Below are 26,791 nucleotides of genomic sequence, written 5' to 3' on the forward strand. Positions count from 1 at the left end.
TTCTCGGAAATTATTCACGAGAGCGGGAACAGGACTTACGTGTACCAGCCGCCGTTTGGACTGATGATCTGGCCTGTGACGTAGCTCGCGTCTGCGGACAGCAAAAACCGCACGACAGCCGCCACCTCGCGGGGATCGCCCAGGCGGTTCGCAGGGATTTCGTCCGCGATCATCTCCACTTCATCCGGGGAAAAGCGCTCCATCATCCCGCCCTGGATCGCTCCGGGAGCAACCGCGTTGACCGTGATGCCATTCGGGGCCATTTCCTTGGCGAGCGCTTTGGTAAACGTGTTGATCGCGCCTTTGGTCAAAGAGTAAAGCACCTCGCAGGAGCCGCCAGTCAGTCCCCAGATCGACGAGACATTGACGATTCGTCCGTAGCGCTCGCGCAGCATCGCAGGCAAGGCAGCCTGGCAAACCAAAAAGGCGGAGCGAACGTTCATCGCCACCAGCTCGTCAAACGTCTCGACAGACACGTCGGTAAACAACCCGACGTGATCGGCCGAGGCGTTGTTGACAACGAGAAGCGGCGGCGCTGACATCTGCCCGAACATCGCCGCGATCTGCCCAGGATCGCGCAAGTCAGCCTGCAGCTTGACGCAAGGGACAGCGCGCTCAGAGCACAGATGCACCAGCCGGTCCAGCTTGTGCTCTGAGCGGTTGTAATGCAGGTAAAGGGGCACCCCTGCTTCCGCCAGGTAAGTACCGATCGCCTGGCCGATTTCTCCGGAAGCCCCCGTCACCAATGCCCAAGGCATTTTTTCCGTCATGCTCATTTTCTACTCCTGCGGCGAAGCGGAACGCACGATGGATACCGCCATTTGCTCCTCGAGAAAATGCTCCTGCAGGCGCGTCTCCGCTTCTTCGCGTGTAATTGACTCCAACGTTGGCACCACGGAGAACAGATCGTTTCCGTTGAACTTGAAGCTCGTAAACTGATTGGCGATAAACTCCACGGAGTTGAGCGAGCGCAGGAAATGGCCGATCTTTTTCCGCTTGGCCCGCTCGAACTCCTCCTGGCTGATCCCTTTTTGCTTGAGCTGCGCGATTTCTGCCTTGATCGTCGCCACGAGCCGATCCGGGTCGGGCGTATCTCCGCCGATGATCGTATAGGCGTAGTCCTGTTCGCTGCTGTAGTCAAAATCAAAGCTGTCCGTAATCAGCTCGCTCTCGTACAGCCGCTCATAAATAGCCGAGCTGGTGCCAAACGCGATGTCCAATACGAGCTTCGTCGTCAAATCTCTGCGCAGCAACGCTTCTTTGGTCAGTCCCGTTTCCTTTTCCTTGATGCCGATCATGCACTTGGGCAGACCGACGGTGAGAAACGCTTCGATCTTTTCCTGAGCCGGTGCGGCAGGCTCCTCGGGAAATACCCGGGTAATTTGCGGAGCTGGCGGAAATTCCTTTTTCGTCTGGTTCTCGCGGATCAGCTTCATGATCGCCTCCGGTTCAAACGAGCCTACGACCAGAAGCAGCATGTTCGCCGGATGGTAAAACGTTTCATAGCATTGGTAGAGGTATTCTTTGGTGATGTGCGAGATCGTTTCGATCGTGCCCGCGATTTCGATGTTGATCGGGTATTTTTGGTACATCGCCTTGAGCAGATTCATGTACACTTTCCAGTCCGGATTGTCGTCGTACATCGTAATTTCCTGACCGATGATTCCTTTTTCCTTTTCCACGCTGGCATCGGTGAAGTACGGCTCTTGCACGTAATCGAGCAGCAAATTCAAGTTGTCATCCAGCTTGTCTGTGCACGAAAAAAGGTAAGCGGTGCGGTTGAAGCTGGTGAACGCGTTGCAGGAGGCTCCGTTTTTGCTGAACTCGTGCATGACGTCGCGATCTTTTTTCTCAAACATTTTGTGCTCAAGAAAATGCGCGATTCCGTCCGGCACATTAATCTCTTCGCCGCTGCGCGTCTTGAAGTGGCTGTCAATCGAGCCGTAGCGCGTGGTAAATACGGCGTACGTCTTGCTGAAGCCTTGCTTGGGAACCAGGAAAACTTGCAGCCCATTGTCCAATGTTTCGTGGTAGACGGTTTCGTTTACTTGCTCAAAAACAGTCGTCTGCATAATTACGCCTCTCCCTTCTTGTCGCGCAGCAAGTAGATCGTATCGATTGCTACCTTATTCGCCACCCGTTTGATGTCTTCGTTGCTCGCCTGCTCAATTCCCGCGAGCAGTTCATCCAGCTTGCGCTTGCGGCCGCTAATCACGCCGTTGTAAGTGAAATCAATCATGCCGCGGGCGCTGTCCAAAAGCTCGCGAAACTGGTTGGACAAGGTAGCTCGCGTCTGCGTCAGCTCTTCCTCGGAAATATTGCCTGCCCGCATCTGCTCCAACTGTTCCTTGATGATCTCGACTGCGCGCTTGTATTTGCCGACGTCGATGCCGGACATAATCATCATGATTCCTTTATGGCTCTCCAGGCGCGATACAGCGTAGTAAGCGAGGCTTTCTTTTTCCCGGACATTGACAAACAGCTTGGAATGCGGGAATCCGCCCAAAATGCCGTTGTACAACAGCAAGGCCGGATAGTCGTCATCCTTGTACGTCACCTGCGTGCGGCAGCCGATATTCAGCTTGGCCTGGTTCACATCGAGGCGATCGACGACTTCCTTTTCTTCCGCAACTTGCTTGGTCGCGCCACCGAGCTGCAACTCGCCCGCTGCCTTGCGCGTAAGCGGGATGTGCGTGCGGATCGCATCGGCCACTGTTTGCGGCTCGACATCCCCGACGACAAACATGTTGATCGGATTGGTTGTGGTGATTTCCTGAAAATAGCGGTACAGCTCCTGGCCCGTGATCGCCGGCAAGTCTTGCACTCGCCCCTGGACCAGCAGGGAGAACGGCTCTCCTTTGCACATCTCTTCTGTGACGCGCTGATTGGCGTACTTCATCTTGTCGTCAATCAGGCTCTCGATCCGCTTTCGCAGCGCTTCTTTTTCCTGCGTCACATACTTCTCGGCAAACGCATTGTTTTGCACATACGGCCGCACCAGCATGTCGCCTACGAACTGAATCGCCTGCTCCAATAGCGCGTCCTCTTTAGACAAGTACTTCTCGTTCGGCACCTCCATATAAATTTGCAGGATTTGCCGTTCGCCTTTTTTCATGACATCTACATCAAAAATGGCGCCGTACAAAAAGTCGAGGTGCGCACGCAACAGCTTGGTCTCTGGAAAACGGGCGCTCGCCCGCTTCATGACGTTCGCCAGCAGCGCGGTCTTGGTCACGTGTTCCTCCGACAGAGCCTGTTCAATCATCGTCACGATCGTCGTAGTCTTGAATTTGGCGGTCGGAAGAATATGTACGTTCATCCCGTTCATTTGGGAGCTTTGAAACGCGATATCAGACGTCTGTGCTTTCATGGCAACTTCTCCCTTCTCCATCTGCGTATACTTCTCTATTGTAACCAATTGGCAGGCCATCTTTCATCAGAATCTTCCATTATAACTGCCCTGTTTTCCATCGTATGCGCCTGCGGCCCGCCGTAAGACTCCTCGCTTTCGTCCTTTGGCGTCCGGCTGTTCCTGCGTTTTTTTCGCGAAAAAGAAAAAAAGCAAGCCGGCCTTCTCGGGCGCGTGCTCGCTCTCGATGCTACATATCCATATAATCCCAATCTCTGGTGTCTTCCGAAGTGACGCCTTCTTCCACGAACCGGCCGCAATCAGAAGACAGGCAAAGCACGCCATCCAACTGCTCGTCGTGAAAAGGCAAGCCGTGATTTCCTCCACAGTATGGACAGATCCACATACGAAAAGCCCTCCTATTCGTCAGGATTCCTTACCGTATAGTCTGTCCCATTACCCAAACAAGCTTACCACTTTGTTTTGCTCCCAGTAACGAAGGTAGTCGTACGGATCGACAGCTCGTCCGTTGTCATTCCGATACAGCCCGAAATGCAGATGAGGCGCAAACATCCCCACCGTACCTGGACCGCCATAGCCTGTATCTCCGACAAATCCGATCAACTGTCCTGCCTTGACCGTCCCCCCGACGCGAAGGCCGGGAGCGTAGGCGCTGAGGTGGGCGTAATACATGCGAAACTGCCCGTTTTTATCGGTAATGTTGATCCGCCAGCCGCCGTACGTATTCCAGCCTACGCGATTGATCGTCCCGTCCGAAACCGAATAGATCGGCGTCCCTTTTGGCGCCATGATGTCGATGCCTTCATGCCTGCGGACACTGCCGTTGTGGCTCTCCGTCCATTCGCGATCGGAACCGAAGCTGTCGCCATACGGCTCGTACCAGCTCGCATCGTTGAACGGAAACAAGTATTCCTGACGGAGCAAGCGTTTATCTCCGACCTTGTCTGCCAGAGGATGCTCCGCTTTTTTCGCCGCGTGCGGCAAAAACAGAATTTGCCCAATCGTCAGTTGATCGCTGGACAAGTAGTTGTTTTTCTTGATCGCACTCATCGTCGTCCCGTGGCGAAGCGCAATGGCCCCGAGCGTGTCATTTGGCTGCACCACGTACGGATTGGCGGCTTCCTCTACCGTGACGGCACGATCCTCCACAGGCTTTGTCTGCACGTGCGCCACGGACGACGTCGCGTCCCACTCCACCTGGTAGCCGAGCGCCTCGCTGACGAAGCGCAGCGGCACGAGCGTACGTTGATTGACGATAATCGGCGGCGCCTCCAGCGTAACCCGCTCCCCGTTCACATACGCCAGCCGACTGTTGACATCGAGCGAGACATGCTTGCCTTTTTGGCCAAAAGACACGCGCTGTTGCTCGGCATCATACTCGACCTGCGACCCTGTCGCTTCGGCAATCACCCGGATCGGCACGAGCATCCGTCCGTTTTGGCGCAGCGGCAAAACGTCAGACTCCACCCCTTTGCCATCCACTACCAGCGATATGACCGGACCTGGCTCTTTTGCCGCTGCCGTACTGGCTAGTCCGCCAGACAGCCACAGACCAAGACAGGCAAAAAAAGCGCCCAGAATCCCGGCAGAACGTAAACGGCTGCGCTTATGTAGCCAGCAGTTCATTTCTTTCCCTCCCCGCGCAATCTCACAAGAAAAATTATCGCATACGGAAAGGAACGGGTTCCAGACGCAAATTATGTCAACCGATCCTTAACGAGAGCCGGTATCGTACGGTTTGCCCAGTGCGGCAGGAGCGTTGGAGCGTCCAACCAGACCAGCCATGACCAAAATAGTCAGTACGTACGGCAGCATGAAAATAAACTCGGTCGGAATGAACTTGGTCAGTCCGAAAATCTGCACCAAAGACTTGATCGCTTGGGCAACCCCGAAGAACAAGGCAGCGCCCATCGCTCCGGCCGGATGCCATTTTCCGAAAATCAACGCGGCAATCGCGATAAACCCTTGGCCGGATACGGTGTTATGGGAAAAGTTGCTCGTCGTCGTCAGCGAGATTGTCGCCCCGCCCAAAGCAGCCAGCGCACCGCTAATCATGACAGCGGTATAACGCATTCTTTTCACGTTGATCCCTACCGTGTCAGCAGCGCGCGGATGCTCACCGACCGCGCGTAGACGCAAGCCGAACGGAGTTTTGAAGATCAGGTACCAGGTCAAAAAGACCGCGATAAACGCCAAATAGCTCGTCGGATACGCTTCAAAGATAGCATGTCCCAAATACGGGATGTCGTGCAAAAGCGGAATTTCCCACTTAGCAAAGACGCTGGACAAGGTCGTTGTCTGGCCCGCGCCGTTAAAGATGATTTTGGTCAAGTACACGGACAGACCTGCCGCCAAAAAGTTCAAGGCCACGCCGCTGACTGTCTGGTCCGCTTTGAAGGTAACGGAAGCGACAGCGTGCGGAAGGGCAAAAATCGAACCGGCGATCCCGGCCAAAATAAAGCCGATCCACGGAGCGAATGCTCCCAGCGAATCTTGGAACGCGTACGTAATGACGGCACCTGTAAAGGCACCGATAATCATCATGCCTTCCAGCGCAATATTCACGACACCAGAGCGCTCGGAATAGAGCCCGCCCAGAGAGGCAAAAATCAGGGCAGTGGAAAACACGATGGTATCATGAACGAGGTTGCTAAGAATGACTCCCCAATCCATCAGTTTCCACCTTCCTTTTTCTTCTTCAAGATTGGTTTGACAAAAATTTTCACGATGCCGTGCGCCGCCACAAAGAAGATGACCGAAGCGATTACGACACGGATCAGCTCAACAGGCACGCCAGCGCCGAACTTCATGCCGGCTGCCCCGAAAGTGAGAATCCCGAACAAGATGGCGGCAAGCACGACGCCAAGCGGCGTATTTCCGCCGATCAACGCGACAGCGATACCGTCGAAGCCATAGCCTGGCTGCGCAGTCATGATCGCCTGGTAATGGAACACGCCCAAAATCTCGCAAGCGCCGCCAATCCCCGCGAACATGCCGCCGATGAACATCGCTTTGACGACGTTGCGGTTTACGTTCATCCCCGCATATTCGGAAGCGTGCGGATTCAGACCTACGGCACGCAATTCGTAGCCGGACTTCGTTTTCCAAAGAATGACGTAGAAAAAGATAGCGGCAAGCACAGCAAGCAAGGTTCCCCAGTGCAAGCGGGCACTGTCAAACATTTGCGAGAGCCAGCTAATCGTAATCATGGATGATTCCTTAATCATTTCCGAACGCTGTTGTCCGGCCGGGATGAAAAACGCATTCATGACCCAGTTTGCCAAGTACAGCGCGACCCAGTTCAGCATGATGCTGGTGATAACCTCGTTCACGCCGCGAGCGGCTTTCAAGTAACCGGCAATCGAGCCCCACAGGCCGCCTGCTACCGCACCTGCAATCACAGCGAGAGGAGCGTGGATGTAAGCAGGAAGATCAAAAGAAACCCCTACTGTCGTCGCAGCGATCATCCCTACAATAAACTGCCCCTCTGCCCCAATGTTGAACAGTCCTGTCCGAAAGGCAAACGCCACTGCAAGACCCGTAAAGATCAGCGGTGTAATCTGCCGGATCGTTTCCCCGAAGTTATACGCGCTTCCGAATACCTTTTCAATCAGGGCCATGTAAGCCTGAATCGGGTTGAAGCCGCCTGCCAGCATGGCGATCGCCCCGGTCAGCAGGCCGAGAATGATCGCGACGACAGGAACGAGGAACGATTCTTTTGTAAAGACGGCAATCACTTTATTCATCGTTTCCTCCTCCAGGCATTCGTTTTCCGCCGGACATCATCAAGCCCAGCTCTTGCTCGCTCGTCGATTTCGCATCGACAATTCCTACAATGCTACCTTCATAAATCACGGCAATCCGGTCAGAGACGTTGATGACCTCATCCAGCTCCAAGGAAAGCAGCAGAACCGCTTTGCCTTTGTCGCGTTGCTCGATCAGACGGCGATGAATAAATTCGATCGCCCCTACGTCCAGACCGCGTGTAGGCTGCGCCGCGATCAGCAAATCCGGGTTCTTGTCCACTTCCCGGGCGATAATCGCCTTTTGCTGGTTCCCTCCGGACAATGCTCGCGCTGGCGTGTAGATCGACGGCGTGCGCACGTCAAACTCCTCAATCAGCTTGGCCGCATGCTTGTCAATCGCGCCATAGTCGAGAAAGCCGTTTTTGTTAAACGTCGGGTGGAAATACGTTTCCAACACCATATTCTCGCTCATGGTAAAATCGAGAACCAATCCGCGCTTATGACGGTCTTCCGGAATGTGCGACAAGCCCGATTCGGAAATATCCCGCGGCGACTGGTTCGTAATGTCTTTGCCATTGAGAAGAACACGGCCACTGGTTGCTTTCCGCAACCCGGTCAAAACTTCAATCAGTTCACTCTGCCCGTTGCCGTCTACGCCTGCAATCCCCAAAATCTCGCCCGCCCGCACTTCCAGGCTGAGATTGTTCAGCGCATTGACGCCGCGGTTGCCCATGGCGGTGAGGTTTTCGACAGCGAGGATGGTTTCCTTCGGCTTCGCCGCGGTTTTATCCACGCGGAAGTTGACTTCGCGCCCCACCATTTTGGCTGCCAGTTCGTCCGGGTTCGTGTCTTTAACCAGCACGGAGTCAATCACTTTCCCGCGACGGATAATCGTGCAGGCGTCGCAGACGGCCATGATTTCCTTGAGCTTGTGGGTAATCAGGATGATGGTCTTGCCCTCTTTGACCAAGTTATGCATGATTTCAATGAGTTCATGAATTTCCTGAGGGGTAAGAACAGCAGTCGGCTCGTCAAAAATCAAGATGTCGGCCCCGCGGTAAAGCGTTTTCAAGATCTCTACGCGTTGTTGCATCCCTACGGAGATATCCTGAATCTTTGCTCTAGGATCAACCTTTAGCCCGTATTGATTTGACAGCTTTTCCACCGCTTTTTCAGCGCTTTGGATATCTATTTGCAACCCGTTTTTCGGTTCGTTTCCTAATACAATGTTTTCTGTTACCGTAAACGTCTCCACAAGCATAAAATGCTGGTGCACCATCCCGATGCCAAGCTCGTTGGCAACGTTAGGGCTTGTAATCTTCACTACTTTTTCGTTGATAAGGATTTCGCCTTCATCTGGTTGATACAGGCCAAACAAAATGTTCATTAACGTCGACTTGCCTGCGCCATTCTCGCCGAGAAGCGCATGAATTTCGCCTTGCTTGACAGAAAGCGTGATGTTGTCGTTTGCCACAATCCCCGGGAACCGCTTGGTAATCCCTCGCATCTCAACTACTTTTTTTACCGAACTCAACCATGCTCACCCCATTTTTTTGGGTTTAGTGTGAAGGTAAAGAACAAGGCCAGTTCCTAGAACCAGCCTTGTCCATTTGCCGCTTCATCGTTTTACTTGTCTGGCACCGAGATTTCGCCTTTAACGATTTTTTGCTTGTATTCTTCAACCAGCTTCAGTACGTCTTCTGGAACGTTCTTATTGGAAGTGGAAGCCAAGCCTACACCGTCTTCAGCAAGACCGAGCCATTTGATTTTACCGCCCTCGAATTTACCTTCGGACAGGTCTTTGGATACACGGAATACAGCTTCGTCAACGCGTTTTACCATGGAAGTGAGAGTAATCTCGTCACCGAATGTCAGGGATTGGTCTTTGTCTACACCGATTACCCAAACGTTTTCGCCTTTAGCTTTGCGGTCTTTTGCTTCGTTAAATACGCCATCACCTGTACCGCCGGAAGCGTGGAAGATGATGTCAGCGCCTTGACCGTACATTTGGGAAGCAGTGGATTTGCCAAGGTCAGGCTTGTCAAATGCACCTGTGTACACTTTGATTACTTTAACGCTAGGATCAGCCGCTTTTACCCCTGCTTCGAAACCAACTTCGAAACGTTTGATAACCGGGATTTCAACGCCACCAACGAAACCGACTGTTTTCGTTTTGGTCATTTTCGCTGCTACTACCCCAGCGAGGAAGGAACCTTCGTGCTCTTTGAAGAGAACGGATTCCACGTTAGGCGCATCTACTTCCGCGTCAATGATCGCCAGTTTCGCATCTTTGTTTTCGTCAGCTACTTTTTTCAGGTGATCGCCCATCAGGAAACCGATACCCCAAGTCAGATCCCATTTGTCTTTTACAAATTGAGTCAGGTTAGGTACATACTCAGCATCGCTGGTGGATTGCAGATAGTTTACGCTGTCTTTTGGCAGGTTCAGCTCGGTTTGGAAACGTTGCAGACCTTCCCAGGCACTTTGGTTGAAGGAGTTGTCGTTTACGCCGCCAACGTCCGTAACCATACCAACTCGGATCGCTGTTTTGGCACCGCCTTCAGCGCCGCCATTGCTTGCGCCAGTCTGACCTTGAGGTTGTGCTTCTGGTTTGCTTCCGCAGCCAGCAAGAACAAGCGACAGGCTGAGTGTTGCCACAGAAAGCACGGATAGAACTTTCTTCATCTGAGATTACCCCCTGTTTTTGGTTGATGAAAATTGTTGAGTGAGGTTTCCCCCACGATTACAACCGTCTCCGCACGACGTGAAAGTGAATTTTGTCAGCTCTGAAGTAGTTATGGGAGTATAAAACCGGCTTTTCACTTTCGTCGTAATGAATCTGCTTGAGCAAGAGCAATGGTGTAGATTTGTCGCAGTGCAGCAGATTGGAAACCTTTTCATTGTAGCCCATGGGTTCAATGTGAGCCACTGCATACGAAATTCGCACCCCTGTAGCGCTCTCCAGCCATTTGAAAATGGACTCCCCGCCAGCCGTGTAGCCTTCTGGCACCAAGCGCGCAGGAATACGGTCGATACAGTAGACCACTGGTTCGCCGTCGGCCGTCCGAATGCGCTCTACCGTCAGCACGCCTTCGCCCGGATTCAAGGCCAAGCTTTTCCGCTCCTCGTCTCCTGCCTCGCCAAAGTACGTCTTCAGGATCATCGTTCCTGCCGTGTATCCTTGGCGTTCAATTGCATCCGTCACACTAAAGAGTTCCCCAATTCCGCCTGAAAAAACAGGTTTGGAATTGATAAATGTCCCTACACCGTGTCTGCGAATGACAATTTTCTCTTCTTCCAGAAGACGGAGCGCCTCGCGAAGGGTTGCCCTGCTTACGCCTAACTGCTTGGATAGTTCGGCTTCGGATGGGAGGCGTTCACCGGGACGCAGTTGTCCGGTTTCGATATCACTCTTGATTTTGTCCATAACCAAGAGGAAAAGTGATCGAACATTCCCTTTGATGCTCATCGTCAATTCACTCCTGTTGTCCGCTAGCCATCCCAACAGGTAGGACGTCAGACCTCTGATTCTCATGAGACGTGATAACAACAATTCCCCTCAATCTGTTAAAAATTTTACATGAGGGTTGTCCATCATGCAAGTCAAATATTTTTAACTGCGGCCAGAAAAAATGACTTTGCCAGTTGCACGACACCAGCAAAGTCAAGGGATTTAGGAAATATTGGATTCAATGGAAGGACGAGGCACACGGACCTCTCGCGGCTTCGACCCTTCGTACGGGCCGACGACTCCTTGCGCTTCCATCATGTCGATCAACCGGGCCGCGCGCGTATAGCCTACCCGCAAACGCCGCTGCAAAAGCGAGGCCGAGGCCGTTTGCGCTTCTGACACGATCTGGACAGCCTGATCGTATAGCTCGTCATCCACGACAGCCTGCTGCTCCTCCTGCACTTCTCCCGGAATCATTTCTTCGTTGTAGCGCACTTCCTGCTGCTCTTTGACAAAGCGGACAACTTCCTCGACTTCCTTGTCAGAGACGAAGGCGCCTTGCACGCGAATCGGCTTGGAGGCTCCCATCGGCAAGGAGAGCATGTCGCCTCTGCCCAGCAACTTCTCCGCTCCGCCCATGTCGAGAATCGTGCGGGAGTCCGCCATGGAGGAGACGCCAAAGGCGATCCGGGAAGGGATGTTCGCCTTGATGACCCCTGTGATGACGTCAACAGAAGGACGCTGTGTCGCAATAATCAAATGAATGCCGGAAGCGCGCGCCATTTGCGCGAGGCGGCAAATCGCGTCCTCGACCTCGCCTGGGGCGACCATCATCAGGTCAGCCAGCTCGTCGACGATGACGACGATGTACGGTAAAGGCGGGCCCTGCACTTGCGCATTGTACATCTCGATGTTGCGGCTGCCCGTTTTCGCAAACAGGTTGTAGCGCCGCTCCATTTCGGCCACGACTTTTTTCAGCGCGACCGAAGCCCGCTTCGGATCTGTCACGACCGGGGCCAGCAAATGCGGGATTCCGTTGTAAACGTTCAGCTCGACCATTTTCGGGTCAACCATCATCAGCTTGACTTCGTCCGGTTTCGCCTTGAACAAGATGCTCATAATCAAGCCGTTGATGCAGACTGACTTCCCGCTGCCCGTAGCTCCGGCCACCAGCAAGTGCGGCATTTTCGTCAGATCGGCCACGATCGGCTGGCCCGAAATATCGCGGCCCAAAGCAACGGTCAATTTGCCTGGCGCATCCTGATATTGCGGCGATTCCAGCACTTCGCGAAGCGACACGACGGCTACCTCGGAGTTGGGAACCTCGATACCGATCGCCGATTTGCCTGGAATCGGCGCCTCGATGCGAATGTCTTTGGCTGCAAGCGCCAGCGCCAGGTCGTCTGTCAAACTGACAATCCGGCTCACTTTTACCCCCGTGGCTGGCTGCACCTCGTAGCGGGTGACGGCCGGGCCGCGATGCACTTCGGAAACCGTCGCGCTTACGCCAAAGCTTTTCAACGTTTGCACCAGCTTGAGCGCATTCGAGGTGTGGTCCACATCTTTGGCCGTTCCCGTTGAACGCGGTCTGGACAGCATCTGCAAGCTCGGCAGCTCATATGGCACCGCTGGCTGTTCTTCTGCCGTCTCCAGCGTCCCGAAAATCTCTTCGTCGCCTTCCAGGGCAAACGTAATTTCCTGTTTCGGTTGTGCGGCAACAGGCTTGGGCGTTTGCGCAGGCTCTGCCGGCCCCCCATCGTCTTCCATCGCGATCCGGTCGGCAAAATCGTGAATGACAGGAATGACAGGCTGCTCCGCTGCCTGCTCGTCGAAGTTCGCCTTCAGCTCTCGCACAGAAATCGCATCCGGGTCAGGCTCGCCAGCTTCTGCCAGCTTCTGCTTGCGCTGCGCGTCCGCTTCCTTCGCCTCTTTTTTCCGGCGCTCGCCCTCTTCCTGCAAAAGCTGCACGGAGTCTTTGACCGTCTCCTTCGCCTTGCCGTAGAAAAGTGCGATTTTGTCCCGGACAAACATCAAAATGTTCACATAAGAAAGATTGAACAGAAACATAAGACCGACGAGAAACAAAAAGACGATAATTAAGCCAGTCCCGATCGTTCCGACGAGGCCGTTTGTGACAGCGAAGAAAAGCGCCCCCACCATGCCCCCGCCCACTCCGGTCGTGGACACTTTTTGGCTGTGATCGAGCCAAATTCTGTCCCATGTGACCCGAATGATGCTCTGCTCGGCGAATTTGCCGTCAGCCGTGATTTGCTTGTACAAAATCATATGGTCCCACGTCAGGATCGCTACACCGATCAGCGCAATCCCAAGCACGCGATAGGTGAGCCGCGGCGCCTGTCTCGTAAACATCATGTGGACAGCCATTCCGATCATCAGCACAGGGATGAGAAAATCCCAGGAGCCGGCAACGAACCGGAACATAAACGCCAGAATATTTTTGCCCAGCCATCCGCTTTCCAGAAGTCCGATCAAGGACAGCACAATAATGAGCAATCCGAGCAGCTCTATTTTGACAACCGAGGCCAATGCCGCTTGTGACCGCTCTCTTTTTCTCCTACTCAATGGCACGCCTCCTTCTGTGCTCACTAACGCTATGTACAAAAATGGTAAAAAGGCAGCCGTATTTTGTTCGGCTGCTGTTCGTACATCATTAGTATAACACAGGAAATTCATAGAAATACAGGACTTCTTAGACGAGCCATTCGGGGTGAAACTGAACTTTTTGTCCGGGAGCGTAATGGGCTTTCAAATAGTCTTGCGGGTCCGGGCTAATCAGCCTGACGATTCTTCCCTCATACGGTCCGGTCCGCTCCACCAGCATAGTCGCATGGCCGTTCGTAATCTCTTCCAGTTCCTGCTTTTCCACCTGGTCCATGTTGGCAAAAACCGTCTCCGTCGGGATAATCGAGTATAAAATCATTGAAGAACCCGCCCCTCCCCGTTTCTTGCTTTTTCAATCAGCTCATTCAGTTTTTTCAGCGCCTTGCCCAGACCGCCGACCTCGTCGATCAAGCCGTACTTGACGGCATCGACGCCGATGACATTCGTTCCGATGTCACGCGTCAGCTCGCCTGTGCGCGTCATCAGCTCGCGAAACTTCTCTTCGGAAATATTCGAATGACGGGCGATAAAGCTGACGACGCGATCCTGCATCTTGTCCAAGTATTCAAAGGTTTGCGGAACGCCGATCACGAGTCCGGTCAGCCGAATCGGGTGAATCGTCATCGTCGCCGTTTCCGCAATAAACGAATACGTGCCGGCAACCGCAATCGGAACGCCAATGCTGTGACCGCCGCCGAGAACAAGGGTCACGACAGGTTTGGACATCGAGGCTACCATCTCGGCAATCGCTAGTCCTGCTTCCACGTCTCCGCCCACGGTGTTCAAAATGACGAGAACTCCTTCGATCTTGCTGTTTTGCTCGGCTGCAACCAGTTGCGGGATGAGGTGTTCGTACTTGGTCGTCTTGTTTTGCGGCGGTAACTGAATATGCCCTTCTACTTGTCCGATAATGGTCATACAATAAATATTGCTTTCCAACTGCGGTACGTTCGTTTGCCCCAATTGGCTGATCGAGTCCAGAAGCTTTTTCTTCGGATCTTCCTGGGCTGGCGCTTCCGCAGGCGGCGTAGCAGCAGGCTCCTGTCCGTCCGGAGGCGTGCTTTCCGGGGCTGCGCCTTTGTGGTTGTTCGCCAGTGAGCTTGTAAAAGGCGGCCTATTTAAAAATTGGTTGTATGGTTGCTTCGACATGGATGATCCTCCCTCACTTTCCTCTGTAGTATGGATAGCAGATGGGAAAATCATGCGCCGCGAAAGACCAAAAAAAGCCAGGAACCCCGTTGTTTTGGGGGATTCCTGACTCTTTTCCTAGCCTTACACTTCCATGATAATCGGCAAGATCATCGGACGGCGACGAGTTTGCTCGTACAAATAACGTCCCAATGATTCTTTTACGTTGTTTTTGAGGGATGACCATTCGTTTACATTTTCTTCCATGCACTTGACAAGTGTTTGGGTCACTATGCGATTCGCTTCATCCAGCAGCTCCTCGGATTCACGCACGTAGACGAAACCGCGAGAGATGATGTCTGGACCAGACAAAATCGTGCCATTTTGTTTGCTGAGTGTAACGACAACTACCAGTATGCCGTCTTGGGACAGTAATTTGCGATCTCTAAGTACGATGTTTCCAACATCGCCGACACCCAGGCCGTCAATCAGGACATTGCCTGCGTGGACTTTCGGGCCATAACGCGCCCGGCCCCCGGAGATTTCCACCGTGTCGCCGTTATCCAGCAAAAAGATGTTCTCCTCTGGAATGCCCACCTGTTCAGCCAGCAAGGAATGCATTTTCAGCATCCGGTATTCGCCGTGAACGGGAATAAAGTACTTAGGCTTCATTAAATTCAGCATCAGTCGCAGTTCTTCCTGACTGCCATGACCGGAGACGTGGACGGTTCCGTTAGGTCCATGGCCGCCATAAATCACATCAGCGCCAATTCTCGAAAGCTGGTCAATCGTGCGCGCTACATACTTTTCATTTCCCGGAATCGGGGTCGCTGCAATAATGACCGTATCTCCTGGAAGGATGTCAATTTTCCGATGGGCGGATCGGGCCATGCGTGTGAGCGCAGACATTGGCTCTCCTTGGCTTCCAGTAGATAAAATAACGACTTGCTCAGCAGGCAGCTTGTTGATTTCGTCGCTCTCGACAATCAAGCCTTCCGGAACGAACAAATAGCCCAGCTCTCTGCTGATATTGATGACGTTTTGCATGCTCCGGCCGACAACTGTCAGCTTGCGATTGAACTGCACGGCTGCATCCACGACTTGCTGGATGCGGTGCACGTTCGACGCGAAGGTAGAGACGACGATTCGTCCCGTCGCCTTGCTGAAGACGTCTTTGATCGCGATGCCGACAGAGCGTTCCGATCCGGTAAATCCAGGCCGTTCCGCATTCGTACTGTCAGACAGCAAGCACAATACACCACGATCGCCAATCATGGCCATTTTTGCCAGATCGGCAGCCTGGTTGTTGATCGGTGTTTGGTCGAACTTGAAGTCTCCTGTGTGGACGACGTAGCCTTCAGGCGTTTCCAGGCATACTCCCACACAATCCGGAATACTGTGATTCACCCGGAAAAAAGTCGCTTTCATTTTTCCGAGGACGACCTCTGAATCGCTGTTAATCAATACTCGCTTCGTTTCGTTTAGAATACCCGCTTCTTTCAATTTTGCATCAATCAGGCCGAGGGTAAGTTTTGTCGCATAAACCGGGACTTTCAAATGCTTCAGCACATAGCTGAGGCCGCCGATATGATCTTCGTGTCCATGCGTAATAATGATACCCCGAACTTTGTCGCGGTTCTCTTCCAAGTAGGTGATGTCCGGAATCACCATGTCAATTCCCAGCATTTCCTCTTCCGGGAATTTCAATCCGGCATCAATCACTACGATGTCGTCCCCGCTTTGTACCACATACATATTCTTCCCAATTTCGCCGACTCCGCCCAGGGCGAAAATGAGAACAGAGTGATTCGACTTTGCCAAACGTGTAACCTCCTATATTTAGTTGTAATGTCCACTCAAAAAAACCGCCCCAAATCACTTATTTTCATTATACCCGAAGTGAAAACCCGAACACAAGGAAAAAGAGCCATCCCAATTGTGGAATGGCTCTTTTACGCATCTCGTGCTTTTTTCAGTTAGGCAAACAACGAGTGAACAAATGCTTTTTCCTGTTCGTTCAGCTCCACCAATGGCAGACGTACTCCCCCCACGGAAACGCCGAGCTTTTCCAGCGCGACTTTGGTCGGCCCCGGGCTCGGATACGCGAACAGCCCTTCAAACACAGGCATCAGCTTGCGGTGAATGCTCGCCGCTTCCGCGTGTTTTCCTTGGAAGAAGGCGTCCATCATCTCGGTCATTTGCGGGCCGACAACGTGGCTCGCCACACTGACAATGCCTACCCCGCCAATCGACAGGATGGGCAACGTCAAGCCGTCGTCACCGCTGTACAGCTCGAAGCCTTCCGGAGCATGCTCGATAATTTGCGCCATCTGCCCCAGGTTGCCGGAAGCTTCCTTGATGCAAACGACGTTGGGCAGCTTTGCCAGGCGCAAGGTCGTCTCTGCCGTCATGTTCACAACCGAGCGTCCAGGTACGTTGTACAGCATGACAGGGAGGTCCGTCGACTCTGCCAATGCTTTGAAATGAGCGTACAGACCTTCCTGGGACGGCTTGCTGTAGTAAGGAGCCACAACCATGACAGCGTCTACGCCGATGGACTGAACCTCCTGGGTGAACTCGATGCTGGACGCGGTGTCGTTGCTGCCCGTTCCGGCGATAATGTGGCACTTGCCTTTTGCATACGCAACGGCGTGGCGAAACAGTTCCAGCTTCTCCGCGCGGGAGAGCGTCGGCGACTCGCCTGTCGTTCCGCTCAGTACGATGCCTGTCGTCCCGTTGGCAATCAGGTGATCGATCAGGCGCTCCGTTTTATCGAAATCAATCTGTAATTGTTCATTAAAAGGCGTTACCATGGCGGTAACCAGCCGACCAAAACGTGCCACTAGCTTTCCAACTCCTCTTGTTGTAATCAGTAGGCATCAAAAATGAAAATAAGAGTGCTCACATATGGTGGGCATGCAGATTGAACTGTTGATGCAAGGCACGTACGGCCCGCACCATATCCGCCTCATGCACCAGTACCCAAATGGTCGTATGGGAGTCGGCCGATTGCAAAATCTGAATGTCTTCTTGCGTCAGAGCCTCAACGATTCGTGCCATGACGCCCGGCACTCCTGTCATTCCTGCCCCGATGACGGAAACCTTTGCGCAATGCGGCAGCAGTTGCGGTTCGTAGCCCATATCTGTCAAGAGCCGCGCTGCTTTCGGTCCCATCTCGTCGTGAACGGTGTAGGCAACCCCCAGCGGATTCACGTTGATGAAATCGACACTGATGTTATTCGTTGCCATCGTTTTGAATACTTGCAGTTGTGTATCGTAGTAGCCTTCCTTGTTGGCCACCTTGATCTGGGTAATGTTCGGCAAGTGGGCAATCCCCATGACGACCCTGTCCTGAACCGAATACCCCTTCTTGCCGATCTCCAGCATGGTCGTCACAAGTGTGCCAGGGTCGTCCGAAAACGTAGAGCGAACGCGAATCGGCACGTTGGCCTGCATCGCGATTTCTACCGCCCGCGGATGAATCACTTTTGCTCCCAGGTGAGCCATGTTGCAAATCTCGGTGTACGTCACCATTTCGAGCGGCTGCGCTTCTTCGACGATGCGCGGGTCCGCTGTCATGATGCCCTCTACATCCGTAAAAATGTCTACCATCTCCGCTTGCAGGGCAACGCCGAGAGCTGTAGCTGTCGTGTCGCTGCCACCGCGTCCCAGCGTCGTAATTTCCCAATTCTCTGTCCGCCCCTGGAAGCCGGGCACGATCACGACTTGGCCTGCATGCAGGTCTTGCAAAATGCGGCTCGGGTCAATCGACATAATTTGCGCATTCGTAAAATCGTCGCTCGTCACGATGTTGGCCTGGCCGCCAGTCAAGATAGTAGCCTTGATGCCGCGGGAATTGAGCATGCTGCATATGACAGTCGCGGAGATGATCTCCCCTGTATGCATCAGCATATCCATCTCGCGGCGAGGCAGTTGGTTCCCATTGCTGCGAACCAACTGCAAAAGTGTATCGGTTGCGTACGGGTCGCCTTTGCGCCCCATGGCCGATACGACAACGACGAGGGCATAGCCTTCGTCGATCGCTTTTTCTATATGGTAGATTGCCCTCATCCGGCAATCTTCCGTCGTCAAGGAAGAACCACCGAACTTCTGGACGAGAATCTTCACAAACCTCTCCCCTATGCTCTTGCTTTGATGAGTTCTTCAGCGATTTGTACTGTATTCCATGCTGCACCTTTGAGAAGGTTGTCAGAAACGATCCACATATGCAGTCCTCGAGGATGATGGAGATCACGACGCAAGCGGCCGACAAACACATCTAGCTTGCCGGTAGCATCCGTAGCCAGAGGATATTGCTGTTCTTGCGGCGCATCTACCACCACAACGCCTGGGGCGTTCTCCAGGAGAGCTCTTACCTCGTTCAGGTCGTAATCCTGTTTCAGCTCCACGTAAACTGACTCACTGTGTCCGTAAACGACCGGAATGCGTACGCATGTGGCAGAAACCTGCACAGTGTCATCACCGAAGATTTTTTTGGTTTCATTGACCATTTTCATCTCTTCGTAAGTAAAGCCGTTGTCAGTAAACACATCAATTTGCGGAATCGCGTTGAAGGCAATTTGATGGTGAACAGGCAGTTTTCCTACAGGCAGGACATGACATTCTGCTTCTTTTCCGTCCAGAACGTCGCGGCTCTGGTCGCGCAACTCGTTGATTGCGGACTGGCCGGCACCAGACACTGCCTGGTAAGTAGAAACGATAATGCGGTCTATTCCAAAACGATCATACAAGGGTTTCAGAGCGGCTACCATCTGAATGGTAGAGCAGTTCGGATTCGCAATGATTCCTTTATGAGCGAGAGCGGCGTCCATGTTCACCTCTGGCACAACGAGCGGCACATCCGGGTCCATCCGGAATGCGCTGGTGTTGTCGATTACGACGGCGCCGTGACGCACAGCGTGAGGAGCCAGTTCCTTGCTCACGCCTCCTCCCGCGCTGAACAGGGCAAAATCGATTCCCGCAAAGCTCTCAGGAGTAGCTTCTTCCAGGACAACTTCTTGTCCCTTGAACGTGACTGTCTTGCCGGCAGAACGTCCGGAAGCAAGCAGCTTGAGCTGTTTAATCGGGAAGTTGCGCTCTTCCAGTAAGCGAATCATTTGTTGTCCGACTGCGCCAGTCGCACCGACTACTGCTACATTGTAAGTCAGTTGGTTAGCCATCTCTTACTCTCCTCCTAATCGCGAAAAGCAGGTGAATTGTTTTTTTGTGTTTGGTTTAGTAGTTGAATCTTTCGATGAGCAAGGGTTGTAATTGCCTACCTTCCAATGCCGCCTCGCATGTTTCCAGTAACAGGTCCATGCGGGCAACGAGCGAGTTTGGCTTTTTGTCCGGAGCATCCTGCCCGAACGGCACGAAATAGATATTCTTCGCCGCCAACAGCTTGGCAATATTGGCAGCGTTTAATCCCAGACCATCATTGGTGGAGATTGCGATGACAAGCGGTCGCAAATTGCGCATGGTCGCCTTGGCAGCCATGAGTACCGCGCTGTCGGTGATGGCATTTGCCAGACGGCTGGTCGAGCTGCCCGTGCAGGGAGCAATCACCATCACGTCCAACAATTTTGAAGGTCCCAAAGGTTCTGCCTGGGGAATCGTCGAAATCAGTTCCTCCCCTGTCAAATCCTTGAGCTGCTGTTGCCAGCTCTGCGAGGTTCCAAAGCGCGTGTCCGTCGTCATGATCGTATTCGAAACGATCGGAATCACTCTCGCTCCGGCGTCCACAAACCGCTTGATTTGCGGCATGGTTTCTTCAAACGTGCAATGCGATCCTGACAATCCAAAGCCAATGGTCTTTCCCTGCAGCATGCTCATGTTGACTCCCCCCTGGTTCTCCTCTGCTCCGCAATGAGACGCGACAAAATCTGGGCCAAAATCTGCCCTGCGGTTTTCGGTGCAACGATTCCAGGTAATCCGGGAGCGAGAAGCGCTTTGATGCCTCGTCTTTCGGCGTATCGAAAATCTGTCCCTCCCGGCTTGGAGGCAAGATCGAGAATAAACGCCGATTGCGGCATTTGCGCAATGATCTCTGCCGTGAGGAGTAGCTGCGGGACGGTATTAAAAATGAAATCAGCATTCGTGACTTGTTGCTTTAGCTCACTGATCGGGAAGGGAGTCAATCCCATCTCATAGATGCGTGCCAAGTGTTCCTGACGCCTAGCCCCCACTCTAACACGCGCTCCCAGTGCATGCAGGGCCCGGGCCATAGACAAACCTGTTCGACCTAATCCCAAAACGATTGACTGAGATCCATGAATCGTGATATCCGTATTTTGAATCGCCATCATGAGTGCTCCCTCCACCGTCGGGATGGAGTTATAGATGGCTACGTCATCGCGATCCAGCAGCTCCACGAGGGGAATCTGCTTGGATGCCAACAGTTTTTTCAGGTAAGGTTTTGCCATTCCCGTATATACCACGCAATGCTTCGGCAAGCTTTCCACGTGTTGATCCAGAAGCTGCAATTGTTTCGAGCAAAAGATGCTTTCCACAAAGCCTTGGTCATCGGTTCCTACGATGGGCAGGATGAGGGCGTCCACGTCTTTCAACACATCGCATGTTAATGGTCTCTTCGTTGCCCCTGTAAAATTGCTTTCCAGGTTGTCGAAGCCAACTAACGTGACACTGGCGTCCAGTTGAATGCATCGCTTGATGACTTCCAACTGGCGAGCGTCTCCGCCAATGAAGGCAACATGTATGCCCGTTAGCATGCTGCGTTCCCCTTTCCACACATTTTACTGCATTAAATGATCGGAACGCAAAGGTTTTCCTCTTGAAAAAGTTGACGGGAAATCCATGCGGTCTACCCCCATCCTATTCGACTCCCGCTACTTCGGTGACACCCCCGCCTACTTTTGCGTAGCTTGTGTCTCTACCTGCGCAAGCGAGATGATGACCATGTCCGGACCGATTTTCACGATCGAGCTCCACGGGATAACCAGGTCCTCCCGTTTTTTTCCGAAGCCAAAGAAGCTGCCGCCGGGCAAAATGATCGACTGAATGACGCCGTTTTCCGGGTGGATGACGAGGTCGGAGTCGCTGATGACCCCCATTTTTTCCCCGTTGTCCAAACCGATGATTTCCTTCCCGCCCAGTTCGCTAAGCCGCATGGAGAAGCCCCCCTTTGTCCTTGTGTACGTTACTGTTGATATACGCAAAAAAATCCGGGCTATGCCGGATTTTTCACAGAGGAAGCTATTAGAGCAACAGATCGTTTTTCACATTGGACGGGTATCCATCCAGCGGGCTTACCATCGCCATCGCCAGCTTCGAGCGGAACAGCTCTTGCGCTACAGCCAGGACCGATTCGTGCGAGACACGGTCGATTTTGGCGATAATTTCATCGAGGCTGAGATGGCGCTCCAGCAGCAGCTCATTTTTACCGAGGCGGCTCATCCGGCTGTTGGTGCTCTCCAGACTGAGCATGAGGCTACCTTTCAACTGTTCCTTCCCTTTGTTCAGCTCCTTGTCGGTGATGCCGTGATCGGCCACATCGCGCAAGACGTTCGTCACGATATCGAACACCTGCCCCACGTGCTCAGGCGCCGTGCCCGTGTAGACGGTAAACGTGCCCGCTTCCTTGTAGGAGGAATGGTACGAGTAGACCGAGTAGGCAAGCCCCCGCTCCTCGCGAATTTCCTGGAACAGCCGCGAGCTCATGCTGCCTCCCAGGACGTTGTTCAGCAAAATGAGCGAGTAAACGTCCGGATGCCCCACCTTGAAGCCCGGCAGCGACAGGCACAGATGCGCTTGCTCTGTAGCTTTGTTGTGGGCGATCGCGTTTGCCGCGAACGCAGGCTCCGCTAAAGGCGCGAGCTTGCCTGGTCGCTCGAAGCCGCTGAAACGCTTTTTGATCTCTTCAATGAGGCTGTCGTCAAAATTGCCGGCAACCGTTACGACCGTGTTCGTCGGGAGGTAGTGGGCGTTGATGTAGCTGAGCAGGTCATCACGCTTCAGGCTGCGCAGCACGTCTTCCGTTCCCAAAATCGAATAGCCGAGCGGATGCGTGCTGTAAGTCGCTTTTGCGATCAAATCGTGGACGAGATCGTCAGGCGTGTCTTCGTACATGCTGATCTCTTCGATGACCACGTTTTTTTCCTTTTCCAGCTCTTCCGGATCGAATACGGAGTCGAAATACATGTCGGCCAGCACGTCCAGCGCAATCGGAGCGTGCTGGTCGAGCACCCGCGCATAGTAGCAAGTATATTCTTTGGAAGTAAAGGCGTTTACGTTTCCGCCGATCTCGTCAAAAGTCTCCGCGATTTCTTTCGCAGAGCGCGTACTCGTTCCTTTAAAAAACATATGTTCAAGAAAATGGGAAATCCCGTTGTTTTTCTCGTTCTCATATTTCGAACCGGTCCCCACCCAGATGCCTAGCGCAACAGAGCGAACAGACGGAATACGTTCCGTCACAATTCTAAGACCGTTATCACACGTATGACGTTGTATCACACAAATCCTCCTCGGTTAATCATCTCTCTATCCGCAAACTTTCGGGAAGTGAATGTAAACACGTCTAACTATAGCAAACTTCTTTTATCTCCACAATAAAATGAACACGTTTTCGCATCACGGCAGGCGGCGGCTGGAGAGCACCTCGGATACGGTGACCGGGTGCAAGCCCTTTTGCTTGGCAATCGTGAGCAACTGGTCCAGACTGGCCTCTGAGGCTGCTGTCGGGTGCATCAGCACAAGGACGCCGTTGCCCATCAAGCCGCTGATTTTTTTGATGACAAAACTTGGGGAAGGCTTTTTCCAGTCCACGGTATCGGCCGTCCACATGATCGTCTTCATCTGGTAGGAGTCGTGCGCGATTTGCACGACCTGCTTGTTGAACGATCCGGAAGGGGGAGCAAACAAGGCGGGCTTGATCCCCAGCGTTTTGGAAATGACGTCCTGTGTGCGGCTGATCTCCTGGTGGATGCGCTGCGTCCCCAGCGTGCTCATGTCCGGATGCGAGTAGGCGTGATTGCCGATCTCATGGCCGCGCGCGGCAATTTTTTTCGCCTCTTCCGGATAGCGCTTGACCCACGAGCCATCCAGAAAAAACGTCGTCTTCACTTTGTGCTTATCCAATGTATCCAGCATCGAATCCAAGTATTCATTGCCCCAGGCTACGTTAATCATGAAGGAAATGGTCGGCTTCTTCGGATTTCCCCGGTAGATGGGCTGCGCCCCAAGCTGATCGAGCGAGACGGCTGGCGGAACTTCCTTGTAGACCAGCATTTCCGGCCCGGTCACTCCGGCAGCGAGCATCTTTTCCACGGACGCTTCCACGTCCACGACGCGTCCGTTGTAGCCAGGGATCGCTTTCCACGTCTGATCCACGACGGCATCGACAGGCGCTTCCTCCCGTCCTTCCTTCCACTGCTCAATCTGGGCCCGCAACCGCTCTTTTTCATCCAAAATTTTTTCCGCCGTCACGACCTGATCGTTTTTGACAAAGCTGATGTAGTGGTGGATCGGCTGGTATTGCAGCAGCAGCGCCATCGCTCCTGCGACAAAGACCGTAACCCACAGCCTCCTCTTTCTTTCAGCCATCGTGGAGCCAGCCCTCCTCTTTGTACGTACAAGTCTCTCTTTGTCCAATGTATGAACGAGGCGAGTGACTTAGACATTTTGGCCAAAAGAAAAAAGCTTCCGTACACGAATTTCTTCGAGTGACGAAGCCTTTTGTTTGTCGTTTATTCTACTTGGGTCGGTGCCTTGTCGGCCTGAGCTGCGGCCGCTTGTTCCTTGAGCACGGCTTTGCGGGACAAGTTGATGCGACCTTGATCGTCGATCTCGGTTACTTTTACTTGTACCTTGTCGCCAATTGCTACGACATCTTCCGTCTTGGCTACGCGTTCCTCAGCCAGTTGGGAGATGTGACACAAACCTTCCTTGCCAGCAAACAGCTCGATGAACGCCCCGTACTTCTCTACGCGCTTGACGGTTCCCAGATAAATCTGGCCGACCGCAACCTCGCGAACCAGGTCCTCGATGATTTGCTTCGCGCGCATGTTCGCTTCGTGGTTGATCGAAGCGATGAACACACGTCCATCTTGCTCGATGTCGATTTTGACGCCGGTTTCTTCGATGATTTTGTTGATGACGCGACCTTGTGGGCCGATTACATCGCGGATTTTGTCCGGGTTGATGGTCATGGTCAAAATCTTCGGCGCGTAAGGAGACAGCTCTTTGCGCGGTTCGGAAATCGTGCTCATCATGTGCTTGAGGATGTGCAGGCGACCTTCGCGCGCTTGCTCCAGCGCTTGCTGCAAAATTTCCCGATTGATCCCGGAAATTTTGATGTCCATCTGAATCGCCGTTACGCCAGCCTCGGTACCTGCTACCTTGAAGTCCATATCGCCTAAATGGTCTTCCATGCCCTGGATGTCTGTCAAAATGGAGAAAGACTGTTCATCCTTGCTCATAATCAAGCCCATGGCGATACCGGCTACAGGAGCCTTGATCGGTACCCCGGCATCCATCAGAGCCAGCACGCTCGCGCAAATGGAAGCTTGCGATGTCGAGCCGTTGGACTCAATGACTTCGGAAACTAGGCGGATCGTGTACGGGAACTCGTGCTCGGAAGGAATGATCGGCTCGATTGCACGCTCACCCAACGCTCCGTGCCCGATTTCGCGACGGCCTGGAGGACGCAGCGGACGAGCTTCCCCTACGCTGTAAGGCGGGAAGTTGTAATGGTGCATGAATCGTTTCGATTCTTCCAGTCCAAGACCATCGAGAATTTGCACATCGCCCAGCGCGCCCAGTGTGCAGACGCTCAACGCCTGTGTTTGACCGCGGGTAAACATCGCGGAACCGTGCGTGCGGGACAAAATGCCAGTCTCGCTGGAAAGCGGGCGAATTTCGTTCAAAGCTCGTCCATCCGGGCGAACTTTTTCTTCTGTAATGAGACGGCGAACTTCGTCCTTGACGATGTTGCCCAGCACTTCGCTAATCATTTTCTCCTGCTCTGGATAAGCTTCCGGATCTTTGGCAGCGAAATGTTCCTTCGTCTCTTCCTTGATGTTGTCAATCGCGTCGTAACGCGCCTGCTTCTCTTCAATCCGAACGGCTTCTTTCAGACGTGCTTCTGCAAATTCGCGCACAGCCTGATCGATTTCCGGATCGACTTCATGCAGGATGACTTCCATTTTTTCTTTGCCGATTTCGGCAACGATCTGGTTTTGGAACTCCACCAGTTGCTTGATAACCTCATGGCCGGCCATGATCGCTTCCAGCATAACGGACTCTGGCACTTGGTTAGCGGCTGCTTCCACCATGTTGATCGCTTTGTGTGTACCTGCGACTACGAGGTGAATATCGCTTTTTTCTGCCTGCTCCACAGTCGGGTTGATGATGAACTCGCCGTCAATGCGCCCAACGATGACACCGGCAATCGGTCCTTCAAACGGAATCTCGGAAACGCATAGAGCGGCAGACGTCCCGATCATAGCGGCGATTTCCGGAGAGCAGTCCTGGTCAACCGACAGAACAGTATTGACAATTTGTACGTCGTTGCGGAATCCTTCTGCAAAAAGGGGACGGATCGGGCGGTCAATCAAACGGCTTGCCAAAATGGCTTTTTCGCTTGGGCGACCTTCTCTTTTAATAAAGCCGCCGGGAATTTTACCGACCGCATAGAGACGTTCCTCATAGTTGACAGTCAACGGGAAGAAGTCGAGCGCTTTCGGCTCCTTCGAGACTGTAACTGCAGACAGGATTGCCGTATCGCCGTACCGAACCAGAACCGAGCCGTTCGCCTGTTTGGCCATTTTGCCAAATTCCAGCGTCAGCTTGCGGCCTGCCAGTTCAAAATCATATGTACGGTATTGTTGCTCCATGATGCTAGCAGTCCTCCTTTGCGACAATGTGCATATCTACACTTTGTTTTCTACCTGTATGTATTATTTCCTGCCACCGTGAAAATTAAATGGTGAGCTTTGGCAGTCGTTTTGGATAATAAAAAAAGCTTCTGTTGAAGCCAATTCCATTGCGCCTGTATCGCATGCTTTGTGTTATCGCTTCAGAGAGCCTGACAGCAAGAAGCGCCAAGCTCTCCTACACGATAGAAAAAGCGGGAAGAACCCGCTTTTTACAAAACGCTGACTAGCGGCGCAGACCCAGGCGGTCTACTACCGAGCGATAGCGTTGAACATCTGCTTCACGCAGGTATGTCAACAGGTTGCGGCGTTGACCTACCATTTTCAACAGACCACGACGGCTGTGGTGATCTTTTTTGTGCGTACGCAAGTGTCCGTTCAGGTTGTTAATGTTTTCGGTCAAGATAGCGATTTGAACTTCCGGCGAACCGGTGTCGTTCTCGTGAGTACGGAACTCTTGGATCAGTTGAGTTTTACGTTCTTGAGACAATGCCATCATGACTCACCTCCTTATTTTATATCCCGTTAGCCGAGTCTGCCGTCGGTGAGCATCGGACAGCCAAGCTACGGTTATCTGTACAACGTT

General features: G+C 53.0%; 24 protein-coding genes. All 24 read right to left on the reverse strand.

The features are described 5' to 3' along the window. Positions 1-35 precede the first annotated feature (35 nt). The 24 genes from ymfI to rpsO all read right to left on the reverse strand — a co-directional run bounded on the left by ymfI (position 36) and on the right by rpsO (position 26,701). Positions 36-770 carry an elongation factor P 5-aminopentanone reductase gene (gene ymfI / locus AC27IT_RS02190; RefSeq protein WP_005834109.1) on the reverse strand — a complete coding sequence of 245 codons (735 nt, stop codon included), beginning with the start codon at positions 768-770 and terminating at the stop codon, positions 36-38. Positions 771-779: 9 nt separating this feature from the next. Continuing rightward, positions 780-2,072 (reverse strand): EF-P 5-aminopentanol modification-associated protein YfmH, encoded by a 1,293-nt coding sequence (yfmH, locus tag AC27IT_RS02195; RefSeq protein WP_007786878.1) that lies wholly within the window; start codon positions 2,070-2,072, stop codon positions 780-782. Positions 2,073-2,074: 2 nt separating this feature from the next. Further along, positions 2,075-3,370 carry an EF-P 5-aminopentanol modification-associated protein YfmF gene (yfmF, locus tag AC27IT_RS02200; protein ID WP_327944738.1) on the reverse strand — a complete coding sequence of 432 codons (1,296 nt, stop codon included), beginning with the start codon at positions 3,368-3,370 and terminating at the stop codon, positions 2,075-2,077. Positions 3,371-3,599: 229 nt separating this feature from the next. Further along, positions 3,600-3,755 (reverse strand): hypothetical protein, encoded by a 156-nt coding sequence (locus AC27IT_RS02205; protein WP_007786872.1) that lies wholly within the window; start codon positions 3,753-3,755, stop codon positions 3,600-3,602. Between the two features lie 50 nt (positions 3,756-3,805). Then, a complete protein-coding gene (locus AC27IT_RS02210) occupies positions 3,806-4,996 on the reverse strand; it encodes a stalk domain-containing protein (RefSeq protein ID WP_327944737.1) in 1,191 nt (396 codons plus the stop codon). Positions 4,997-5,083: 87 nt separating this feature from the next. Further along, positions 5,084-6,043, reverse strand: coding sequence for an ABC transporter permease (locus AC27IT_RS02215; protein WP_005834119.1), 960 nt, complete (start codon positions 6,041-6,043; stop codon positions 5,084-5,086). Further along, the gene (locus tag AC27IT_RS02220; RefSeq protein ID WP_007786868.1) at positions 6,043-7,116 is read right to left on the reverse strand and encodes an ABC transporter permease; all 1,074 of its coding nucleotides are present in this window, start codon (positions 7,114-7,116) and stop codon (positions 6,043-6,045) included. The genes AC27IT_RS02215 and AC27IT_RS02220 overlap by 1 nt, the downstream gene beginning before the upstream one ends. Beyond that, positions 7,109-8,623 carry an ABC transporter ATP-binding protein gene (locus AC27IT_RS02225; protein WP_174435221.1) on the reverse strand — a complete coding sequence of 505 codons (1,515 nt, stop codon included), beginning with the start codon at positions 8,621-8,623 and terminating at the stop codon, positions 7,109-7,111. Before AC27IT_RS02225 ends, AC27IT_RS02220 begins: the two co-directional genes overlap by 8 nt. Positions 8,624-8,742: 119 nt before the next feature. After that, complete coding sequence (locus tag AC27IT_RS02230) at positions 8,743-9,801, reverse strand: BMP family ABC transporter substrate-binding protein (RefSeq protein ID WP_005834125.1); 1,059 nt, start codon at positions 9,799-9,801, stop codon at positions 8,743-8,745. Between the two features lie 58 nt (positions 9,802-9,859). Further along, complete coding sequence (locus tag AC27IT_RS02235; protein ID WP_005834128.1) at positions 9,860-10,585, reverse strand: GntR family transcriptional regulator; 726 nt, start codon at positions 10,583-10,585, stop codon at positions 9,860-9,862. A 204-nt stretch (positions 10,586-10,789) separates the two neighbouring features. Next, on the reverse strand, positions 10,790-13,156 hold the full coding sequence (locus tag AC27IT_RS02240) for an FtsK/SpoIIIE family DNA translocase (RefSeq protein ID WP_035422725.1): 2,367 nt from the start codon (positions 13,154-13,156) through the stop codon (positions 10,790-10,792). A 121-nt stretch (positions 13,157-13,277) separates the two neighbouring features. Beyond that, a complete protein-coding gene (locus tag AC27IT_RS02245) occupies positions 13,278-13,508 on the reverse strand; it encodes a YlzJ-like family protein (protein ID WP_005834131.1) in 231 nt (76 codons plus the stop codon). Beyond that, positions 13,505-14,338, reverse strand: a complete 834-nt coding sequence (locus AC27IT_RS02250; RefSeq protein WP_025846072.1) for a ClpP family protease — start codon at positions 14,336-14,338, stop codon at positions 13,505-13,507. Before AC27IT_RS02250 ends, AC27IT_RS02245 begins: the two co-directional genes overlap by 4 nt. Before the next feature lie 123 nt (positions 14,339-14,461). Continuing rightward, positions 14,462-16,138: a ribonuclease J gene (locus AC27IT_RS02255; protein ID WP_005834135.1), complete on the reverse strand. Its 1,677-nt coding sequence runs from the start codon at positions 16,136-16,138 to the stop codon at positions 14,462-14,464. 155 nt (positions 16,139-16,293) lie between these two features. Continuing rightward, positions 16,294-17,160: a 4-hydroxy-tetrahydrodipicolinate synthase gene (gene dapA, locus AC27IT_RS02260; protein WP_005834137.1), complete on the reverse strand. Its 867-nt coding sequence runs from the start codon at positions 17,158-17,160 to the stop codon at positions 16,294-16,296. A 58-nt stretch (positions 17,161-17,218) separates the two neighbouring features. Next, a complete protein-coding gene (gene dapG / locus AC27IT_RS02265) occupies positions 17,219-18,445 on the reverse strand; it encodes an aspartate kinase (protein WP_487091560.1) in 1,227 nt (408 codons plus the stop codon). An 11-nt stretch (positions 18,446-18,456) separates the two neighbouring features. Further along, the gene (locus tag AC27IT_RS02270; RefSeq protein ID WP_005834140.1) at positions 18,457-19,497 is read right to left on the reverse strand and encodes an aspartate-semialdehyde dehydrogenase; all 1,041 of its coding nucleotides are present in this window, start codon (positions 19,495-19,497) and stop codon (positions 18,457-18,459) included. 55 nt (positions 19,498-19,552) lie between these two features. Beyond that, entirely contained in the window at positions 19,553-20,149 is a 597-nt protein-coding gene (locus AC27IT_RS02275) for a dipicolinate synthase subunit B (protein WP_007786853.1), read from the reverse strand. Next, positions 20,146-21,045, reverse strand: coding sequence for a dipicolinate synthase subunit DpsA (dpsA, locus tag AC27IT_RS02280; protein ID WP_025846078.1), 900 nt, complete (start codon positions 21,043-21,045; stop codon positions 20,146-20,148). The genes AC27IT_RS02275 and dpsA overlap by 4 nt, the downstream gene beginning before the upstream one ends. Positions 21,046-21,183: 138 nt before the next feature. After that, positions 21,184-21,444, reverse strand: a complete 261-nt coding sequence (locus tag AC27IT_RS02285) for a YlmC/YmxH family sporulation protein (protein ID WP_005834144.1) — start codon at positions 21,442-21,444, stop codon at positions 21,184-21,186. 88 nt (positions 21,445-21,532) lie between these two features. Beyond that, positions 21,533-22,786: a M16 family metallopeptidase gene (locus tag AC27IT_RS02290; RefSeq protein ID WP_007786849.1), complete on the reverse strand. Its 1,254-nt coding sequence runs from the start codon at positions 22,784-22,786 to the stop codon at positions 21,533-21,535. Between the two features lie 117 nt (positions 22,787-22,903). Then, positions 22,904-23,875 (reverse strand): polysaccharide deacetylase family protein, encoded by a 972-nt coding sequence (locus tag AC27IT_RS02295; RefSeq protein WP_025846080.1) that lies wholly within the window; start codon positions 23,873-23,875, stop codon positions 22,904-22,906. A gap of 143 nt (positions 23,876-24,018) precedes the next feature. Next, positions 24,019-26,166 carry a polyribonucleotide nucleotidyltransferase gene (gene pnp / locus AC27IT_RS02300; protein WP_025846083.1) on the reverse strand — a complete coding sequence of 716 codons (2,148 nt, stop codon included), beginning with the start codon at positions 26,164-26,166 and terminating at the stop codon, positions 24,019-24,021. Between the two features lie 265 nt (positions 26,167-26,431). After that, positions 26,432-26,701 carry a 30S ribosomal protein S15 gene (rpsO, locus tag AC27IT_RS02305; RefSeq protein ID WP_025846085.1) on the reverse strand — a complete coding sequence of 90 codons (270 nt, stop codon included), beginning with the start codon at positions 26,699-26,701 and terminating at the stop codon, positions 26,432-26,434. Positions 26,702-26,791 lie beyond the last annotated feature (90 nt).

This window comes from Brevibacillus sp. YAE8 (assembly GCF_057543335.1).

What these genes read in the sequence shown, in the direction of transcription:
- ymfI (WP_005834109.1), bottom strand. Translation starts at nt 770, where the DNA reads ATGACGGAAAAAATGCCTTGGGCATTGGTGACGGGGGCTTCCGGAGAA.
- yfmH (WP_007786878.1), bottom strand. Translation starts at nt 2,072, where the DNA reads ATGCAGACGACTGTTTTTGAGCAAGTAAACGAAACCGTCTACCACGAA.
- yfmF (WP_327944738.1), bottom strand. Translation starts at nt 3,370, where the DNA reads ATGAAAGCACAGACGTCTGATATCGCGTTTCAAAGCTCCCAAATGAAC.
- AC27IT_RS02205 (WP_007786872.1), bottom strand. Translation starts at nt 3,755, where the DNA reads ATGTGGATCTGTCCATACTGTGGAGGAAATCACGGCTTGCCTTTTCAC.
- AC27IT_RS02210 (WP_327944737.1), bottom strand. Translation starts at nt 4,996, where the DNA reads ATGAACTGCTGGCTACATAAGCGCAGCCGTTTACGTTCTGCCGGGATT.
- AC27IT_RS02215 (WP_005834119.1), bottom strand. Translation starts at nt 6,043, where the DNA reads ATGGATTGGGGAGTCATTCTTAGCAACCTCGTTCATGATACCATCGTG.
- AC27IT_RS02220 (WP_007786868.1), bottom strand. Translation starts at nt 7,116, where the DNA reads ATGAATAAAGTGATTGCCGTCTTTACAAAAGAATCGTTCCTCGTTCCT.
- AC27IT_RS02225 (WP_174435221.1), bottom strand. Translation starts at nt 8,623, where the DNA reads ATGCGAGGGATTACCAAGCGGTTCCCGGGGATTGTGGCAAACGACAAC.
- AC27IT_RS02230 (WP_005834125.1), bottom strand. Translation starts at nt 9,801, where the DNA reads ATGAAGAAAGTTCTATCCGTGCTTTCTGTGGCAACACTCAGCCTGTCG.
- AC27IT_RS02235 (WP_005834128.1), bottom strand. Translation starts at nt 10,585, where the DNA reads ATGAGCATCAAAGGGAATGTTCGATCACTTTTCCTCTTGGTTATGGAC.
- AC27IT_RS02245 (WP_005834131.1), bottom strand. Translation starts at nt 13,508, where the DNA reads ATGATTTTATACTCGATTATCCCGACGGAGACGGTTTTTGCCAACATG.
- AC27IT_RS02250 (WP_025846072.1), bottom strand. Translation starts at nt 14,338, where the DNA reads ATGTCGAAGCAACCATACAACCAATTTTTAAATAGGCCGCCTTTTACA.
- AC27IT_RS02270 (WP_005834140.1), bottom strand. Translation starts at nt 19,497, where the DNA reads ATGGCTAACCAACTGACTTACAATGTAGCAGTAGTCGGTGCGACTGGC.
- AC27IT_RS02275 (WP_007786853.1), bottom strand. Translation starts at nt 20,149, where the DNA reads ATGAGCATGCTGCAGGGAAAGACCATTGGCTTTGGATTGTCAGGATCG.
- dpsA (WP_025846078.1), bottom strand. Translation starts at nt 21,045, where the DNA reads ATGCTAACGGGCATACATGTTGCCTTCATTGGCGGAGACGCTCGCCAG.
- AC27IT_RS02285 (WP_005834144.1), bottom strand. Translation starts at nt 21,444, where the DNA reads ATGCGGCTTAGCGAACTGGGCGGGAAGGAAATCATCGGTTTGGACAAC.
- AC27IT_RS02295 (WP_025846080.1), bottom strand. Translation starts at nt 23,875, where the DNA reads ATGGCTGAAAGAAAGAGGAGGCTGTGGGTTACGGTCTTTGTCGCAGGA.
- pnp (WP_025846083.1), bottom strand. Translation starts at nt 26,166, where the DNA reads ATGGAGCAACAATACCGTACATATGATTTTGAACTGGCAGGCCGCAAG.
- rpsO (WP_025846085.1), bottom strand. Translation starts at nt 26,701, where the DNA reads ATGGCATTGTCTCAAGAACGTAAAACTCAACTGATCCAAGAGTTCCGT.